General features: G+C 57.7%; 13 protein-coding genes and 2 tRNA genes. 14 read left to right on the top strand and 1 reads right to left on the bottom strand.

Annotated features, from left to right (window positions below; genetic code table 11):
- The first annotated feature begins 88 nt into the window (after positions 1-88).
- The 3 genes from carB to AC1DQM_RS26060 are packed head-to-tail and all read left to right on the top strand — an operon-like array spanning position 89 to position 4,216.
- Positions 89-3,310, top strand: a complete 3,222-nt coding sequence (gene carB / locus AC1DQM_RS26070) for a carbamoyl-phosphate synthase large subunit (protein ID WP_018929480.1) — start codon at positions 89-91, stop codon at positions 3,308-3,310.
- A complete protein-coding gene (gene greA / locus AC1DQM_RS26065; protein ID WP_018929481.1) occupies positions 3,307-3,783 on the top strand; it encodes a transcription elongation factor GreA in 477 nt (158 codons plus the stop codon). The genes carB and greA overlap by 4 nt, the downstream gene beginning before the upstream one ends.
- A 28-nt stretch (positions 3,784-3,811) precedes the next feature.
- Positions 3,812-4,216 carry an MFS transporter gene (locus tag AC1DQM_RS26060; protein WP_477747051.1) on the top strand — a complete coding sequence of 135 codons (405 nt, stop codon included), beginning with the start codon at positions 3,812-3,814 and terminating at the stop codon, positions 4,214-4,216.
- A gap of 9 nt (positions 4,217-4,225) precedes the next feature.
- Here AC1DQM_RS26060 and AC1DQM_RS26055 read toward each other — a convergent pair whose 3' ends face one another.
- Positions 4,226-4,534 (bottom strand): YhbY family RNA-binding protein, encoded by a 309-nt coding sequence (locus AC1DQM_RS26055; RefSeq protein WP_007900503.1) that lies wholly within the window; start codon positions 4,532-4,534, stop codon positions 4,226-4,228.
- Positions 4,535-4,635: 101 nt separating this feature from the next.
- On the opposite strand from AC1DQM_RS26055, the gene rlmE reads away from it, so the two are divergent.
- The 11 genes from rlmE to infB all read left to right on the top strand — a co-directional run bounded on the left by rlmE (position 4,636) and on the right by infB (position 15,762).
- A complete protein-coding gene (rlmE, locus tag AC1DQM_RS26050) occupies positions 4,636-5,265 on the top strand; it encodes a 23S rRNA (uridine(2552)-2'-O)-methyltransferase RlmE (RefSeq protein ID WP_007933535.1) in 630 nt (209 codons plus the stop codon).
- Positions 5,266-5,467: 202 nt separating this feature from the next.
- Positions 5,468-7,378 carry an ATP-dependent zinc metalloprotease FtsH gene (gene ftsH / locus AC1DQM_RS26045; RefSeq protein WP_018929483.1) on the top strand — a complete coding sequence of 637 codons (1,911 nt, stop codon included), beginning with the start codon at positions 5,468-5,470 and terminating at the stop codon, positions 7,376-7,378.
- A gap of 8 nt (positions 7,379-7,386) precedes the next feature.
- Entirely contained in the window at positions 7,387-8,238 is an 852-nt protein-coding gene (gene folP / locus AC1DQM_RS26040; RefSeq protein ID WP_477747050.1) for a dihydropteroate synthase, read from the top strand.
- A 16-nt stretch (positions 8,239-8,254) separates the two neighbouring features.
- Complete coding sequence (gene glmM, locus AC1DQM_RS26035; protein WP_018929485.1) at positions 8,255-9,592, top strand: phosphoglucosamine mutase; 1,338 nt, start codon at positions 8,255-8,257, stop codon at positions 9,590-9,592.
- 66 nt (positions 9,593-9,658) lie between these two features.
- Complete coding sequence (gene tpiA / locus AC1DQM_RS26030; RefSeq protein WP_007933541.1) at positions 9,659-10,414, top strand: triose-phosphate isomerase; 756 nt, start codon at positions 9,659-9,661, stop codon at positions 10,412-10,414.
- A 4-nt stretch (positions 10,415-10,418) separates the two neighbouring features.
- Positions 10,419-10,802, top strand: coding sequence for a preprotein translocase subunit SecG (gene secG, locus AC1DQM_RS26025; RefSeq protein WP_018929487.1), 384 nt, complete (start codon positions 10,419-10,421; stop codon positions 10,800-10,802).
- 22 nt (positions 10,803-10,824) lie between these two features.
- Positions 10,825-10,910, top strand: a tRNA-Leu gene (locus AC1DQM_RS26020).
- A gap of 96 nt (positions 10,911-11,006) precedes the next feature.
- Positions 11,007-11,083, top strand: a tRNA-Met gene (locus AC1DQM_RS26015).
- Between the two features lie 138 nt (positions 11,084-11,221).
- Positions 11,222-11,680: a ribosome maturation factor RimP gene (gene rimP, locus AC1DQM_RS26010; RefSeq protein ID WP_007973115.1), complete on the top strand. Its 459-nt coding sequence runs from the start codon at positions 11,222-11,224 to the stop codon at positions 11,678-11,680.
- Positions 11,681-11,727: 47 nt separating this feature from the next.
- Complete coding sequence (nusA, locus tag AC1DQM_RS26005; RefSeq protein WP_105340009.1) at positions 11,728-13,209, top strand: transcription termination factor NusA; 1,482 nt, start codon at positions 11,728-11,730, stop codon at positions 13,207-13,209.
- Between the two features lie 27 nt (positions 13,210-13,236).
- The gene (infB, locus tag AC1DQM_RS26000) at positions 13,237-15,762 is read left to right on the top strand and encodes a translation initiation factor IF-2 (protein ID WP_086945987.1); all 2,526 of its coding nucleotides are present in this window, start codon (positions 13,237-13,239) and stop codon (positions 15,760-15,762) included.
- The last annotated feature ends 16 nt before the right edge of the window (positions 15,763-15,778 follow it).

Here is a 15,778-nt window from a genome sequence, read left to right as displayed (position 1 = left end):
GGCGGTCCCGAAACCGGCGGCCCCCTCAAGGCTTCAGAGATTGAACAAGACGGCTTGCCGACTGACCTGCGGATTTGAGTGACAACCCATGCCAAAACGTACAGACATTAAAAGCATCCTGATTCTCGGCGCTGGCCCGATCGTGATCGGCCAGGCCTGCGAATTCGACTACTCCGGCGCCCAGGCCTGTAAAGCCCTGCGCGAGGAGGGTTACCGCGTCATCCTGGTGAACTCCAACCCGGCGACCATCATGACCGATCCGGCCATGGCCGACGCCACCTACATCGAACCGATCAAGTGGCAGACCGTTGCCAAGATCATCGAGAAAGAGCGTCCGGACGCGCTGCTGCCGACCATGGGTGGCCAGACCGCCCTGAACTGCGCCCTGGACCTGGAGCGCGAAGGCGTTCTGGAGAAGTTCGGCGTAGAGATGATCGGCGCCAACGCTGACACCATCGACAAGGCTGAAGACCGTTCGCGCTTCGACAAGGCGATGAAATCCATCGGTCTGGACTGCCCGCGTTCGGGTATCGCCCATAGCATGGAAGAGGCCAATGCGGTTCTCGATCGTCTGGGCTTCCCGTGCATCATTCGTCCGTCCTTCACCATGGGCGGCACCGGTGGCGGTATCGCTTACAACCGTGAAGAATTCGAAGAAATCTGCGCCCGCGGTCTGGATCTGTCGCCGACCAAAGAGCTGCTGATCGACGAATCGCTGATTGGCTGGAAAGAATACGAGATGGAAGTTGTCCGCGATAAAAAGGACAACTGCATCATCGTCTGCTCCATCGAAAACTTCGACCCGATGGGCGTGCACACCGGTGACTCGATCACGGTTGCACCCGCACAGACCCTGACCGACAAGGAATACCAGATCCTGCGTAACGCCTCCCTGGCGGTACTGCGCGAGATCGGCGTGGAAACCGGCGGCTCCAACGTCCAGTTCGGCATCTGCCCGAACACTGGTCGCATGGTGGTCATCGAGATGAACCCGCGGGTATCCCGTTCCTCGGCCCTGGCATCGAAAGCCACCGGTTTTCCGATCGCCAAGGTCGCGGCGAAACTGGCCGTCGGTTACACCCTCGACGAACTGTCGAACGACATCACCGGCGGCAAGACTCCGGCGTCCTTCGAACCGTCCATCGACTACGTCGTCACCAAACTGCCACGCTTTGCCTTCGAGAAATTCCCGAAAGCCGACGCACGCCTGACCACTCAAATGAAGTCGGTCGGTGAGGTCATGGCCATCGGCCGGACCTTCCAGGAATCCCTGCAGAAAGCTCTGCGCGGTCTGGAAGTGGGTGTTTGCGGCCTGGACGAGAAGCTCGACCTGAGCAACCCGGAAAGCATGAGCATCCTCAAGCGCGAACTGACCGTGCCGGGTGCCGAGCGTATCTGGTACGTGGCTGACGCGTTCCGCGCGGGCCTGTCGGTCGAAGACATCTTCGGCATGAACATGATCGACCCGTGGTTCCTGGTGCAGATCGAAGATCTGATCAAGGAAGAAGAGAAGGTCAAGACCCTGGGTCTGTCCGCTATCGACCGCGACCTGATGTTCCGCCTCAAGCGTAAAGGCTTCTCCGATCAGCGTCTGGCCAAGCTGCTGGGCGTCACCGAGAAGAACCTGCGTACCCATCGTCACAAGCTGGAAGTGTTCCCGGTCTACAAGCGCGTCGACACCTGCGCCGCCGAGTTCGCCACCGACACCGCGTACCTGTACTCGACTTACGAGGAAGAGTGCGAAGCTGCGCCGTCGGGTCGCGACAAGATCATGATCCTGGGTGGCGGTCCAAACCGCATCGGCCAGGGCATCGAGTTCGACTATTGCTGCGTACACGCAGCACTGGCCCTGCGCGATGACGGGTACGAGACCATCATGGTCAACTGCAACCCGGAAACCGTTTCCACCGACTACGACACCTCCGATCGTCTGTACTTCGAACCAGTGACCCTGGAAGACGTGCTGGAAATCGTCCGCGTCGAGAAGCCAAAAGGCGTGATCGTTCAGTACGGCGGTCAGACCCCGCTGAAACTGGCTCGTGCCCTGGAAGCCGCTGGCGTGCCGATCATCGGCACCAGCCCTGACGCCATCGACCGCGCCGAAGACCGTGAGCGCTTCCAGCAGATGGTTGAGCGTCTGAACCTGCGTCAGCCGCCTAACGCCACCGTGCGCAGCGAAGACGAAGCGATTCGTGCCGCCGCCAAAATCGGTTACCCGCTGGTGGTTCGTCCGTCCTACGTACTGGGCGGGCGTGCGATGGAAATCGTTTACGAAGAGGAAGAACTCAAGCGCTACCTGCGTGAAGCGGTTCAAGTGTCCAACGACAGCCCGGTGCTGCTGGACCACTTCCTCAACTGCGCGATCGAAATGGACGTGGATGCGGTCTGCGACGGCACCGACGTGGTGATCGGCGCGATCATGCAGCACATTGAGCAGGCCGGCGTCCACTCCGGTGACTCCGCGTGCTCCCTGCCGCCGTATTCGCTGCCTGCACATATCCAGGACGAGATGCGCGAACAGGTCAAGAAAATGGCCCTGGAACTGGGCGTGGTCGGCCTGATGAACGTTCAGTTGGCGCTGCAAGGCGAAGACATCTACGTCATCGAAGTCAACCCGCGTGCATCCCGTACCGTACCGTTCGTCTCCAAGTGCATCGGTGTGTCCCTGGCGATGGTCGCGGCTCGCGTGATGGCCGGTAAAACCCTGAAGGAAATCGGCTTCACCAAAGAAATCATTCCGAACTTCTACAGCGTGAAAGAGGCAGTGTTCCCATTCGCCAAATTCCCTGGCGTGGACCCGATCCTGGGCCCAGAGATGAAGTCCACCGGTGAAGTGATGGGCGTGGGCGACACCTTCGGCGAAGCCTTTGCCAAGGCTCAGATGGGCGCCAGTGAAGTGCTGCCAACCGGTGGTACCGCGTTCATCAGCGTGCGCGACGATGACAAGCCGCTGGTTGCAGGCGTGGCCCGTGATCTGATCAACTTGGGCTTCGAAGTGGTCGCCACTGCCGGTACTGCCAAGCTGATCGAAGCTGCAGGCCTGAAAGTGCGTCGTGTGAACAAGGTGACCGAGGGTCGTCCGCACGTGGTCGACATGATCAAGAATGACGAAGTCACTCTGATCATCAACACCACCGAAGGTCGTCAGTCGATCGCTGATTCCTACTCCATTCGTCGTAATGCCTTGCAGCACAAGATCTACTGCACCACTACTATTGCTGCTGGCGAAGCTATCTGCGAAGCGTTGAAGTTCGGTCCTGAGAAGACCGTGCGCCGCTTGCAGGATCTACACGCAGGATTGAAGGCATGATCAAATACCCAATGACCGTCAAGGGCGCTAAAGCCCTGGAAGAAGAACACGCTCATCTGACCAAGGTCGTTCGTCCGAAACTCAGTCAGGATATCGGTACGGCCCGCGAGTTGGGTGACTTGAAGGAAAACGCCGAATACCACGCTGCTCGCGAGCAGCAGGGGATGGTCGAGGCGCGGATTCGTGACATTGAAGGCCGCATGCAAAACGCTGTGGTCATCGACGTAACGACCATCGAGCACACCGGCAAGGTGATTTTCGGCACCACCGTCGAAATCGCCAATGTCGAGACCGATGAAAGCGTGACTTACCAGATCGTTGGTGAGGATGAAGCAGACATCAAGCTCGGCAAGATCTCCGTCGGTTCGCCGATCGCCCGTGCCTTGATCGCCAAGGAAGAGGGTGATGTGGTGGCGGTCAAAACGCCGGGTGGCGTTATCGAGTATGAGATTGTCGAAGTTCGCCACATCTGAAAGAAGGCGCCCGCTACGTGCGGGTGCCATGCTTTGGCAGCTGACCCAGATGCTCTGGGTTGGCGGCTTGTGGTTGTTGCGCATCGGTCTGCTGCCGGTGCTGGGGCAAATAGGCCTGGCGCCGCTGCTGATCGACGAAATTGCAGGTGCGCTGAATACGCTGATGGTGGGATTCGCCACAGCGAGTGTGATTTTTCAGGCTTTGGTGCTGGTACAGGCCGAGGGTCTTGCCAGTCTATGGCGGGATATTCGCGGGCAACTGCTGCTGATGGCGCTGTATGGGTGCGCGATGTATTTCGCAGTACGCTTCGGTTGGCCGCAGGCGCTGCATTGGCAGTTGTTCAGCTATCTTGTCCTGGGGTTTTCCGGGCTGGTGCTGGTGATGCAGCCGGTGCCTGGATGGAGTGTCAGGGTGCGCGAAGCACACCCTTGACCCTTGCCATCACTTGAAGCGATGGACGTTCGACAACTGCTTGTTGACGCTGAAGTTCTTGCGATAAATCAGTGCCATCTTGCCGATGACCTGAACCAGATCGGCTTTGCCGGCCTTGCAGAGTTCTGCAATGGCTGCCAGGCGCGATTCGCGATCGAGGATGTTGAGCTTGATTTTGATCAGCTCGTGATCCGCCAAAGCGCGTTCAAGTTCGGCTAACACACCTTCAGTCAAGCCGTTGTCAGCCACAATCAAAACTGGTTTCAGATGGTGGCCAATGGACTTGTACTGTTTCTTCTGCTCTTGAGTGAGCGGCATAATCTGACCCTTTCGTCTGGATTCTGTAAAATGGCGGCCATTTTACCCGAGGGCTCGTGGATCCGCCCAATTAATCACGACCCTTATCATCGAGGTGCCCAATGGCGCGTTCCAAGACAAGCCTTGGTTGGCTGAAAAGACATGTCAACGATCCCTATGTGAAGCAGGCGCAAAAGGATGGCTACCGCTCGCGTGCGAGTTACAAACTTCTGGAGGTCCAGGAGAAATACAAGCTGATCCGTCCCGGCATGAGCGTTGTCGACCTGGGTGCGGCGCCCGGCGGATGGTCGCAGGTGACTAGTCGTCTGATTGGTGGTCAGGGGCGACTGATTGCCTCGGACATTCTGGAAATGGACAGCATTCCGGACGTGACTTTCATTCAGGGGGACTTCACCGAGGACGAAGTGCTCACGCGGATCCTTGAAGCTGTGGGTAATTCGCAGGTGGACCTTGTGATTTCCGATATGGCCCCCAATATGAGTGGTACGCCTGAAGTGGACATGCCAAAAGCCATGTTTCTTTGCGAGCTGGCGCTTGATTTGGCGGAACGGATACTCAAGCCGGGTGGTAATTTTGTGATCAAGATTTTTCAGGGCGAAGGGTTTGATGTTTACCTGAAGGATGCTCGTCGGAAATTCGACAAGATCCAGATGATCAAGCCAGACTCTTCCCGTGACAGTTCCCGCGAGCAATACATGTTGGCTTGGGGTTACCGCGGGCGTAGTGAGTAAAACGAGGTTTTTTGGCGGGGTGATAGGTTTTTCATATTTCGCCCCGCGTGCATTAGCGAATATTGTGTAGAAAGTGTTTCACAAAGGGTTACAGACGGCGCCTGCCAGAGCCGTAGGTAATGTAGTAAGTTAGGCCGGTGAATATCATGCGAAGCGCGCGCCATTAGCGGAGCTTGCTTCAGAGGGTAGTTAATTGAACGATATGGCAAAGAATCTGATCCTGTGGTTGATCATCGCAGCTGTCCTGGTGACGGTGATGAACAACTTCTCCAGCCCTAACGAGCCGCAGACCCTCAACTATTCCGACTTCATCCAGCAGGTCAAGGATGGCAAGGTCGAGCGCGTAGCGGTTGATGGCTACGTGATTACAGGCAAGCGCAACGATGGCGACAGCTTCAAGACCATCCGTCCGGCAATCCAGGACAACGGTCTGATCGGCGACCTCGTGGATAACCACGTTGTGGTCGAAGGCAAGCAACCTGAGCAGCAAAGTATCTGGACTCAACTCCTGGTCGCAAGCTTCCCGATCCTGGTGATCATCGCCGTCTTCATGTTCTTCATGCGGCAGATGCAGGGCGGTGCCGGTGGCAAGGGTGGGCCGATGAGTTTCGGCAAGAGCAAGGCGCGCCTGCTCTCCGAAGATCAGGTGAAAACCACCCTGGCTGACGTTGCAGGTTGTGACGAAGCCAAGGAAGAAGTCGGCGAGCTGGTCGAGTTCCTGCGTGATCCGGGCAAGTTCCAGCGCCTGGGCGGTCGCATTCCTCGCGGCGTGCTGATGGTTGGTCCTCCGGGTACAGGTAAAACCTTGCTGGCCAAGGCGATTGCCGGCGAAGCCAAAGTACCGTTCTTTACTATTTCCGGTTCCGATTTCGTCGAAATGTTCGTCGGCGTCGGTGCCAGCCGTGTCCGTGACATGTTCGAGCAGGCGAAGAAGCATGCGCCATGCATCATCTTCATCGATGAAATCGACGCCGTCGGTCGCCACCGTGGTGCCGGCATGGGTGGTGGTCACGATGAGCGCGAGCAGACCCTCAACCAGTTGCTGGTAGAGATGGACGGCTTCGAAATGAATGACGGCATCATCGTCATCGCCGCGACCAACCGTCCGGACGTACTGGACCCTGCGTTGCTGCGTCCGGGCCGCTTCGACCGTCAAGTCGTGGTTGGCCTGCCGGACATCCGTGGTCGCGAGCAGATTCTCAAGGTCCACATGCGCAAAGTGCCGATGGGTGACGACGTCGCTCCGGCCGTGATCGCTCGTGGTACTCCTGGTTTCTCCGGTGCCGACCTGGCCAACCTGGTGAACGAGGCTTCGTTGTTTGCGGCTCGTGCCGGCAAGCGCATCGTCGAGATGAAAGAGTTCGAACTGGCCAAAGACAAGATCATGATGGGTGCCGAGCGCAAATCCATGGTCATGTCCGAGAAAGAAAAGCAGAACACTGCTTATCACGAAGCCGGCCACGCTATCGTCGGTCGCGTCGTGCCAGAGCATGACCCGGTCTACAAAGTGTCGATCATTCCGCGCGGTCGCGCACTTGGTGTGACCATGTTCCTGCCGGAAGAAGATCGCTACAGTCTGTCCAAGCGTGCACTGATCAGCCAGATTTGCTCGCTGTACGGCGGTCGTATCGCTGAAGAGATGACCTTGGGCTTCGATGGCGTCACCACCGGTGCGTCCAACGACATCATGCGTGCCAGCCAGATAGCACGAAACATGGTGACCAAGTGGGGGTTGTCGGAAAAACTCGGTCCATTGATGTACGCCGAAGAAGAGGGCGAAGTGTTCCTCGGTCGTGGCGGCGGTGGTCAGCATGCCAGTTTCTCTGGCGAGACGGCCAAGCTGATCGACTCCGAAGTGCGCAGCATCATTGACCAGTGCTATGGCACGGCCAAGCAGATCCTTACGGATAACCGTGACAAGCTTGATGCGATGGCAGATGCCCTGATGAAGTACGAGACGATCGATGCCGATCAGATCGATGACATCATGGCGGGTCGTACGCCTCGTGAACCTCGCGACTGGTCTGGCGGCAACGACACTTCCGGCACGCCTCCGGTGGTGCAGGATGGGCGTCCGGAAACACCTATCGGCGGCCCGGCTGCTGACGTTTAAGGTTTGAAATGACTTCTGTTCAGTCCTCGACCCGGTTGCCTTGCGGCAGCCGGGTTCTTGATTTGGCCCAGACGCATGTCATGGGTATTCTCAATGTCACTCCCGATTCCTTTTCCGATGGCGGCCGATACAGTCAGCTGGACGCGGCCCTGCGCCACGCCGAGGCGATGGTGGCGGCCGGTGCGACGCTGATCGACGTCGGTGGTGAATCGACCCGGCCCGGTGCCAGGGCCGTTTCGCCGCTTGAAGAGCTCGAGCGCGTAGCGCCTATCGTTGAGCGCATCAGTCGCGAACTGGATGTGATTATCTCGGTCGATACCTCCACGCCTGCCGTCATGCGTGAAACCGCAAGGCTGGGGGCGGGGTTGATCAATGACGTACGCTCGTTGCGTCGAGATGGTGCTCTGGATGCAGCGGCGGCCACCGGTTTGCCGGTGTGCCTGATGCATATGCTCGGCGAGCCGGGCGACATGCAGGACAACCCTCAGTACCAGGATGTTACGAAAGAGGTCGGCGAGTTTCTTGCCGAGCGCATGGTTCAGTGTGCCTCGGTAGGTATCCCTGCTGAGCGGATCATTCTTGATCCGGGCTTCGGCTTCGCGAAAACCCTGCAGCACAATCTAAGTTTGTTTAAGCATATGGAGGCCCTGCATGCTTTGGGGCGGCCTCTGTTGGTCGGTGTTTCGCGAAAGAGCATGATCGGCCAGGCCTTGAATCGACCTGTGGGAGAGCGTCTGCATGGTGGTCTGGCACTTGCGGCGCTGGCTTCGGTCAAAGGTGCGCGTATATTGCGCGTCCATGATGTAGCGGAAACGGTCGACGTGGTGCGGATGATTGCCGCCGTAGAATCAGCTGAATAAGAAAGATGGAGTACTTATGAGTAAGAAATACTTTGGCACCGACGGCATTCGTGGTCGGGTCGGTCAATACCCTATCACTCCTGATTTCATGCTCAAGCTTGGCTGGGCGGCAGGCATGGCATTTCGCAGCATGGGCGCCTGCAAGGTGCTCGTGGGCAAGGACACCCGTATCTCCGGTTACATGTTCGAGTCGGCGCTTGAGGCTGGGCTGACCTCGGCCGGTGCTGATGTGATGCTGTTGGGGCCAATGCCGACTCCGGCCATCGCCTATTTGACGCGGACCTTTCACGCCGAAGCCGGCATCGTGATCAGCGCTTCGCATAACCCTCATGACGACAACGGCATCAAGTTTTTCTCTGGTAAGGGCACCAAGCTCCCGGATGAAGTCGAGCTGATGATCGAAGAGCTGCTAGACACCCCGATGACCGTGGTTGAGTCGAGCAAGATCGGCAAAGTGTCGCGAATCAACGATGCCTCGGGCCGTTATATCGAATTCTGCAAGAGTAGCGTTCCCACCGGCACCAGTTTTGCCGGCCTGAAGATCGTGCTCGATTGTGCTCACGGCGCGACTTATAAAGTGGCGCCTAGCGTGTTCCGTGAGTTGGGGGCTGATGTCGTTGTGCTTTCAGCCCATCCCAACGGCCTGAACATCAATGATAATTGCGGTTCGACCCATATGGCACCGCTGCAAGCGGCCGTGCTGGCCGAGCGCGCCGATTTGGGTATCGCCTTCGACGGTGACGGTGATCGGGTGCAGATGGTTGATCACACCGGTGCTGTCGTCGATGGTGACGAGCTGCTGTTCATCATCGCTCGCGATCTGCAAGAGCGTGGCAAGTTGCAGGGCGGTGTGGTCGGTACGCTGATGAGTAACCTGGGGCTGGAGTTGGCCCTGGCGGATCTGGCGATTCCTTTTGTGCGGGCCAACGTTGGTGACCGTTACGTCATCTCCGAGTTGCTGGAGCGCGATTGGCTGGTGGGTGGTGAAAACTCGGGGCACATTGTCTGCTTCAGTCACACCACTACCGGGGATGCGATCATTGCTGCGTTGCAGGTCTTGATGGCGCTGAAACGGCGCGCAGAAGGCCTGGCTCAGTCGCGTCAGGCGTTGCGCAAGTGCCCTCAGGTGTTGATCAATGTGCGGTTTGGCGGTGGTGTGAGCCCGCTCGAGCATCCGACCGTCAAGGAGGCCAGTGATCGTGTCACTCAAGCGATGGCGGGCCGCGGGCGCGTGTTGTTGCGCAAGTCCGGGACAGAGCCGCTGGTGCGTGTCATGGTCGAAGGCGAGGACGAAACGCAGGTTCGCGATTACGCCGAAGAGCTGGCAAAACTAGTAACTGAAGTTTCTGCCTGATTTCGGCTTGCCAGCCATGATTGTGTTGGGTAACATCTGCGCCCACTTTGACCGACGAGGTACAGCATGCGTCGCCCTATGGTAGCTGGTAACTGGAAGATGCACGGTACCCGCGCCAGCGTCGCTGAGCTGATCGACGGCCTTCGTCATCTGGCCTTGCCGAGCGGTGTTGATGTCGCGGTGTTCCCGCCTTGCTTGTATATCAATCAAGTGATTGATGGTTTGCAAGGGAAGTCGATTTCGGTCGGCGCGCAGAACTCTGCGATTGAATCCGGGCAGGGTGCGTTGACAGGTGAAATTTCACCGAGTCAGTTGGTGGATGCAGGTTGTTCCCTGGTGCTTGTCGGGCACTCTGAGCGCCGCCAGATAATGGGCGAGCTCGACGGGACGCTGAATCGCAAATTTGCGGCAGCACAGGCATGTGGCTTGATTCCGGTGTTGTGTGTAGGGGAAACCCTCGAGCAGCGCGAAGCTGGAAAAACTCTTGAGGTTGTCGGGCGTCAGCTGGGCAGCATCATCGAGGAGCTGGGTGTTGGTGCTTTTGCAAAGGCAGTAATCGCTTACGAGCCGGTCTGGGCCATTGGTACCGGGCTGACTGCTTCGCCGCAACAGGCGCAGGATGTGCATGCAGCCATTCGCGCCCAGTTGGCGGCAGAGAATTCTGAAGTCGCACAAGGTGTGCGGCTTCTATACGGCGGCAGCGTGAAGGCGGCCAATGCGGCCGAACTGTTCGGCATGCCGGATATCGATGGGGGGCTCATTGGTGGGGCTTCCCTGAATGCAGATGAGTTCGGTGCGATTTGTCGCGCCGCGGGAAACTGAAAAAATGCTGGAAACAGTCGTAGTCGTTTTTCATCTGCTGGGTGCGTTGGGCGTAGTTGCTCTGGTATTGCTGCAGCAGGGTAAAGGTGCGGACGCTGGTGCATCTTTCGGAGCAGGTGCTTCAAATACTGTGTTCGGAAGCCAAGGTACCTCTACCTTTCTTAGTAAGTTTACTGCTATACTTGCCGCCGGTTTCTTCATGACCAGCTTGGGGTTAGGTTACTTTGCTAAAGAGAAAGCTCACCAGCTGACTCAAGTAGGTTTGCCAAACCCAGCAGTGTTGGAAGTTCCAAAGCAAAAACCGGCTTCTGATGATGTCCCGGTGCTTCAAGAGCAAAAGTCGGCTACTCCAGCGACTGACGTGCCTCCAGCTCAAGAGCAGAAGTAAGAAGAGTTTCAAACGTAGTATTGCCGAGGTGGTGGAATTGGTAGACACGCAACCTTGAGGTGGTTGTGCCCATAGGGTGTAGGGGTTCGAGTCCCCTTCTCGGTACCAATTATCAGGAGAGCCCGCTGTTGCGGGCTTTCTTGTAGGTGGAAGGTTACATTGACCCTGTCAGGGATCGGTCGTATACTTCCGCCCCAGCTTTGTCGCGGGGTGGAGCAGTCTGGTAGCTCGTCGGGCTCATAACCCGAAGGTCGTCGGTTCAAATCCGGCCCCCGCAACCAGTTTAAGGAGCCCCTTTTCAGGGGCTTTTTGTTAGCTGGACACTTTCAACGCCGCTATTCGGCGGCGTTTCAAGGATGGGCGTTTCGCCCATTTTTTTATTTTGCATAGCATGCACATACATGCACGAGGGGGTTCAGGTGTCGAGCAAGCTAGAAGAGTTGCAGGCCTTGCTGGCCCCGGTGGTCGTGGCCCTAGGCTATGAATGCTGGGGTATTGAGTTTTCGGCTCAAGGTCGCCACTCAATGTTGCGCGTTTATATCGATAAAGAAGGCGGCGTGCTGGTGGACGATTGTGCCATCGTCAGTCGCCAGATCAGCGGTGTGCTGGATGTTGAAGATCCAATCTCCGTTGAGTACACCCTTGAAGTTTCCTCGCCTGGCATGGAACGCCCACTGTTCACTCTTGAGCAGTTTGCAAAATTTGCCGGTGAACAAGTGAAGATCAAGCTGCGCTCGCCTTTTGAAGGTCGACGCAACTTTCAGGGCCTTCTGCGCGGTGTAGAAGAGCAGGACGTCGTGGTGCAGGTTGAAGACCATGAGTTCCTGTTGCCGATCGATATGATCGACAAGGCCAACATTATTCCCAGTTTTGACTGAGACGCGGATCCCGCGGATCCAATGGCTTGCGAAAGGCGAGGCGTACGATGAGCAAAGAAGTACTGCTGGTTGTTGAGTCGGTATCCAATGAAAAGGGCGTACCGGCAAACGTAATTTTTGAAGCGCTGGAGCTGGCTCTGGCCACTGCTACCAAAAAGCGTTTCGAGGACGAAGTCGATCTGCGTGTGGAAATCAATCGCCACACCGGTGCTTACGAGACATTCCGTCGCTGGACGGTCGTCGAAGAAGCAGATCTGGACGATCCGGCTATCGAAACCTGGCCGAGCAAGGTTGCGCAAACGCATCCTGGCGCCAAGGTCGGTGACATTGTCGAAGAAAAAATCGAATCCATCGAGTTCGGCCGCATTGCTGCACAGACTGCCAAGCAAGTCATCGTGCAGAAAGTTCGCGAAGCCGAGCGTGCTCAAGTCGTTGATGCCTATCGCGAGCGTCTGGGGGAAATCATCTCCGGCACCGTGAAGAAAGTCACCCGCGACAATGTGATCGTCGACCTGGGCAATAACGCAGAAGCGTTGCTGGCCCGTGAAGACATCATCTCTCGCGAAACCTTCCGGGTTGGCGTGCGTCTGCGCGCGCTGCTCAAGGAAATCCGCACCGAGAACCGCGGCCCGCAGCTGATCCTGTCGCGTACCGCGCCGGAAATGCTGATCGAGTTGTTCCGCATCGAAGTGCCGGAAATCGCTGAAGGCCTGATCGAAGTAATGGCTGCGTCCCGTGACCCGGGTTCGCGTGCCAAGATCGCGGTCCGCTCCAAAGACAAACGCATCGATCCGCAAGGCGCTTGCATCGGCATGCGCGGTTCGCGTGTCCAGGCAGTGTCCGGCGAGTTGGGCGGTGAGCGTGTGGACATCGTCCTGTGGGACGATAACCCTGCTCAGTTCGTGATCAATGCAATGTCGCCGGCTGAAGTGGCGGCAATTATCGTTGACGAAGATGCCCACGCAATGGACATCGCCGTTGGCGCAGACAATCTGGCTCAGGCCATCGGTCGCGGTGGTCAGAACGTGCGTCTGGCTAGCCAGTTGACTGGCTGGACCCTGAACGTGATGACCGAATCGGACATCCAGGCTAAGCAACAAGCAGAAACCGGCGACATCCTGCGCAACTTCATCGACGAGCTGGAAGTCGACGAAGACCTGGCACAGGTGCTGGTAGATGAAGGTTTCACCAGCCTGGAAGAGATTGCCTACGTACCGTTGGAAGAAATGCTCAACATCGACGGCTTTGACGAAGAAACCGTCAACGAGCTTCGCGCTCGCGCCAAGGATCGTTTGTTGACCAAAGCCATCGCTACTGAGGAAAAGCTGGCAGACGCCCATCCGGCCGAAGACCTGCTCTCGCTTGAGGGCATGGACAAGGATTTGGCGATGGAACTGGCGGTGCGCGGCGTAATTACCCGCGAAGACCTGGCCGAGCAGTCTATTGACGACCTGCTCGACATCGACGGCATTGACGATGATCGTGCCGGCAAGTTGATCATGGCCGCCCGAGCCCACTGGTTCGAGTAATTAGGCGCGGCCTGAGGAGAGAAGTGCATGACGCAAGTCACGGTGAAACAACTGGCCGATGAGGTCAAAACACCGGTAGAGCGCCTGTTGCAGCAGATGCGTGAGGCAGGTCTGCCGCACACCGCCGCCGAAGAACATGTGACTGACAGTGAGAAGCAATCTTTGCTGACTCACTTGAAAAGCAGCCACAAGGCGAAAGTGGAAGAACCACGCAAGATCACGCTGCAGCGTAAAACCACCAGCACCCTGCGTGTTGCTGGCAGCAAAAGCATCAGCGTTGAAGTACGCAAGAAGAAAGTCTTCGTGCAGCGCAGCCCGGAAGAAATCGAAGCCGAGCGCAAGCGCGAACTGGAAGAACGTCGCGCAGTAGAAAATGCTGCACGTCAGAAGGCTGAAGAAGAAGCCAAGCGTCGCGCCGAAGAAGAAGCGCGTCGCCAGCCTGCTGCTGCGCAAACCGCTCCTGTCGAAGCTGTCGCAGCGCCTGTTGCAGTTGCCGAACCTGTGCGTGAAAGCGCCCCGGTCGTGGCCGCTGCACCTGCACCGGCAGCCGACACTCGCAAGCGCGACGAGCAGCGTCGTCCGGACAAACCACGTGCCGACGATAGCAATCGTCGTGGCAGTGGTGATGGCGAGCGCAAAAACGCTCCACATCGTGCTTCGGTCAAGGAAAAAGCGCCTGCTCCACGCGTTGCCCCACGTACTACCGACGAAGAAAGCGATGGCTTCCGTCGTGGTGGTCGCGGCAAGGCCAAGCTGAAGAAACGCAACGCCCACGGTTTCCAGAGCCCAACCGGCCCTGTTGTGCGCGAAGTGAAGATCGGCGAGACCATCACTGTTGGCGATCTCGCTCAGCAGATGTCGGTCAAGGCTGCTGAAATCATCAAGTTCATGTTCAAACTGGGTACCCCAGCGACCATCAACCAGGTACTGGATCAGGAAACTGCCCAACTGGTTGCCGAAGAGCTGGGCCACAAAGTGACCCTGGTCAGCGACACCGCCCTGGAAGATTCCCTGGCCGAGTCCCTGAAGTTTGAAGGTGAGACGTTCTCCCGTGCACCGGTTGTGACCGTAATGGGTCACGTTGACCACGGTAAGACCTCGCTGCTCGACTACATCCGTCGTGCCAAGGTAGCTGCTGGCGAAGCCGGTGGTATCACCCAGCACATCGGTGCGTACCACGTTGAAACCGAACGCGGCATGGTCACCTTCCTCGACACCCCTGGTCACGCCGCGTTTACCGCCATGCGTGCCCGTGGTGCCAAGGCGACCGACATCGTGATCCTGGTGGTTGCAGCGGACGACGGCGTAATGCCGCAGACCGTTGAAGCTGTTCAGCACGCTCAGGCGGCTGGCGTACCTCTGGTTGTTGCAGTGAACAAAATCGACAAGCCGGGCGCCGATCTCGATCGCATCCGTAGCGAATTGTCGGTTCACGGCGTGACTTCGGAAGAGTGGGGCGGCGACACCCCGTTCGTATCGGTTTCGGCGAAAGTCGGTACCGGCGTGGACGAGTTGCTCGAAGCTGTTCTGCTGCAAGCTGAAGTTCTCGAACTGAAAGCAACCCCATCGGCCCCTGGTCGTGGTGTTGTGGTTGAATCGCGTCTCGACAAAGGTCGTGGCCCGGTTGCAACCGTTCTGGTTCAAGACGGTACCCTGCGCCAGGGCGACATGGTGCTGGTCGGTTCGAACTATGGCCGCGTTCGCGCCATGCTCGACGAGAACGGCAAGCCAATCAAGGAAGCCGGTCCTTCCATCCCTGTCGAGATCCTCGGCCTGGACGGTACTCCGGACGCTGGCGACGAGATGAGCGTAGTTGCTGACGAGAAGAAAGCCCGTGAAGTGGCTCTGTTCCGTCAAGGCAAGTTCCGCGAAGTCAAACTGGCCCGTGCTCACGCCGGCAAGCTTGAAAACATCTTCGAGAACATGGGTCAGGAAGAGAAGAAGACGCTCAACATCGTCCTCAAATCCGACGTCCGTGGTTCGCTGGAAGCGTTGAACGGTGCCTTGAATGGCCTGGGTAACGACGAAGTGCAAGTGCGTGTGGTCGGTGGCGGTGTCGGTGGTATCACCGAATCCGACGCCAACCTGGCACTGGCCTCCAACGCTGTACTGTTCGGCTTCAACGTGCGTGCCGATGCCGGCGCTCGCAAGATCGTCGAGCAGGAAGGTCTGGATATGCGTTACTACAACGTGATCTACGACATCATCGAAGACGTCAAGAAAGCCCTTACCGGTATGCTGGGCAGCGATGTTCGCGAGAACATCCTGGGTACCGCTGAAGTGCGTGACGTGTTCCGTTCGCCGAAGTTTGGCGCGATCGCCGGTTGCATGGTTATCGAAGGTGTTGTTCACCGTAACCGTCCAATCCGTGTACTGCGTGAAGACATCGTTATCTTCGAAGGCGAGCTGGAATCCCTGCGCCGCTTCAAGGATGACGCTTCCGAAGTACGTGCCGGCATGGAATGCGGTATCGGCGTGAAGAGCTACAACGACGTCAAAGTCGGTGACAAGATCGAAGTCTTCGAGAAGGTTCAGGTTGCTCGCAGCCTCTAACTCGCGCACTTCAAGA

This window comes from Pseudomonas sp. 01L34, assembly GCF_056400265.1.
The sequence above is the reverse complement of the archived record's forward strand: the minus strand, read 5'-3'. Positions and strand labels throughout refer to the sequence as shown.

Excerpts from the sequence above, each read along its gene's own strand:
- carB (WP_018929480.1), top strand. The coding sequence starts at position 89 with ATGCCAAAACGTACAGACATTAAAAGCATCCTGATTCTCGGCGCTGGC.
- greA (WP_018929481.1), top strand. The coding sequence starts at position 3,307 with ATGATCAAATACCCAATGACCGTCAAGGGCGCTAAAGCCCTGGAAGAA.
- AC1DQM_RS26060 (WP_477747051.1), top strand. The coding sequence starts at position 3,812 with ATGCTTTGGCAGCTGACCCAGATGCTCTGGGTTGGCGGCTTGTGGTTG.
- AC1DQM_RS26055 (WP_007900503.1), bottom strand. The coding sequence starts at position 4,534 with ATGCCGCTCACTCAAGAGCAGAAGAAACAGTACAAGTCCATTGGCCAC.
- rlmE (WP_007933535.1), top strand. The coding sequence starts at position 4,636 with ATGGCGCGTTCCAAGACAAGCCTTGGTTGGCTGAAAAGACATGTCAAC.
- ftsH (WP_018929483.1), top strand. The coding sequence starts at position 5,468 with ATGGCAAAGAATCTGATCCTGTGGTTGATCATCGCAGCTGTCCTGGTG.
- folP (WP_477747050.1), top strand. The coding sequence starts at position 7,387 with ATGACTTCTGTTCAGTCCTCGACCCGGTTGCCTTGCGGCAGCCGGGTT.
- glmM (WP_018929485.1), top strand. The coding sequence starts at position 8,255 with ATGAGTAAGAAATACTTTGGCACCGACGGCATTCGTGGTCGGGTCGGT.
- tpiA (WP_007933541.1), top strand. The coding sequence starts at position 9,659 with ATGCGTCGCCCTATGGTAGCTGGTAACTGGAAGATGCACGGTACCCGC.
- secG (WP_018929487.1), top strand. The coding sequence starts at position 10,419 with ATGCTGGAAACAGTCGTAGTCGTTTTTCATCTGCTGGGTGCGTTGGGC.
- nusA (WP_105340009.1), top strand. The coding sequence starts at position 11,728 with ATGAGCAAAGAAGTACTGCTGGTTGTTGAGTCGGTATCCAATGAAAAG.
- infB (WP_086945987.1), top strand. The coding sequence starts at position 13,237 with ATGACGCAAGTCACGGTGAAACAACTGGCCGATGAGGTCAAAACACCG.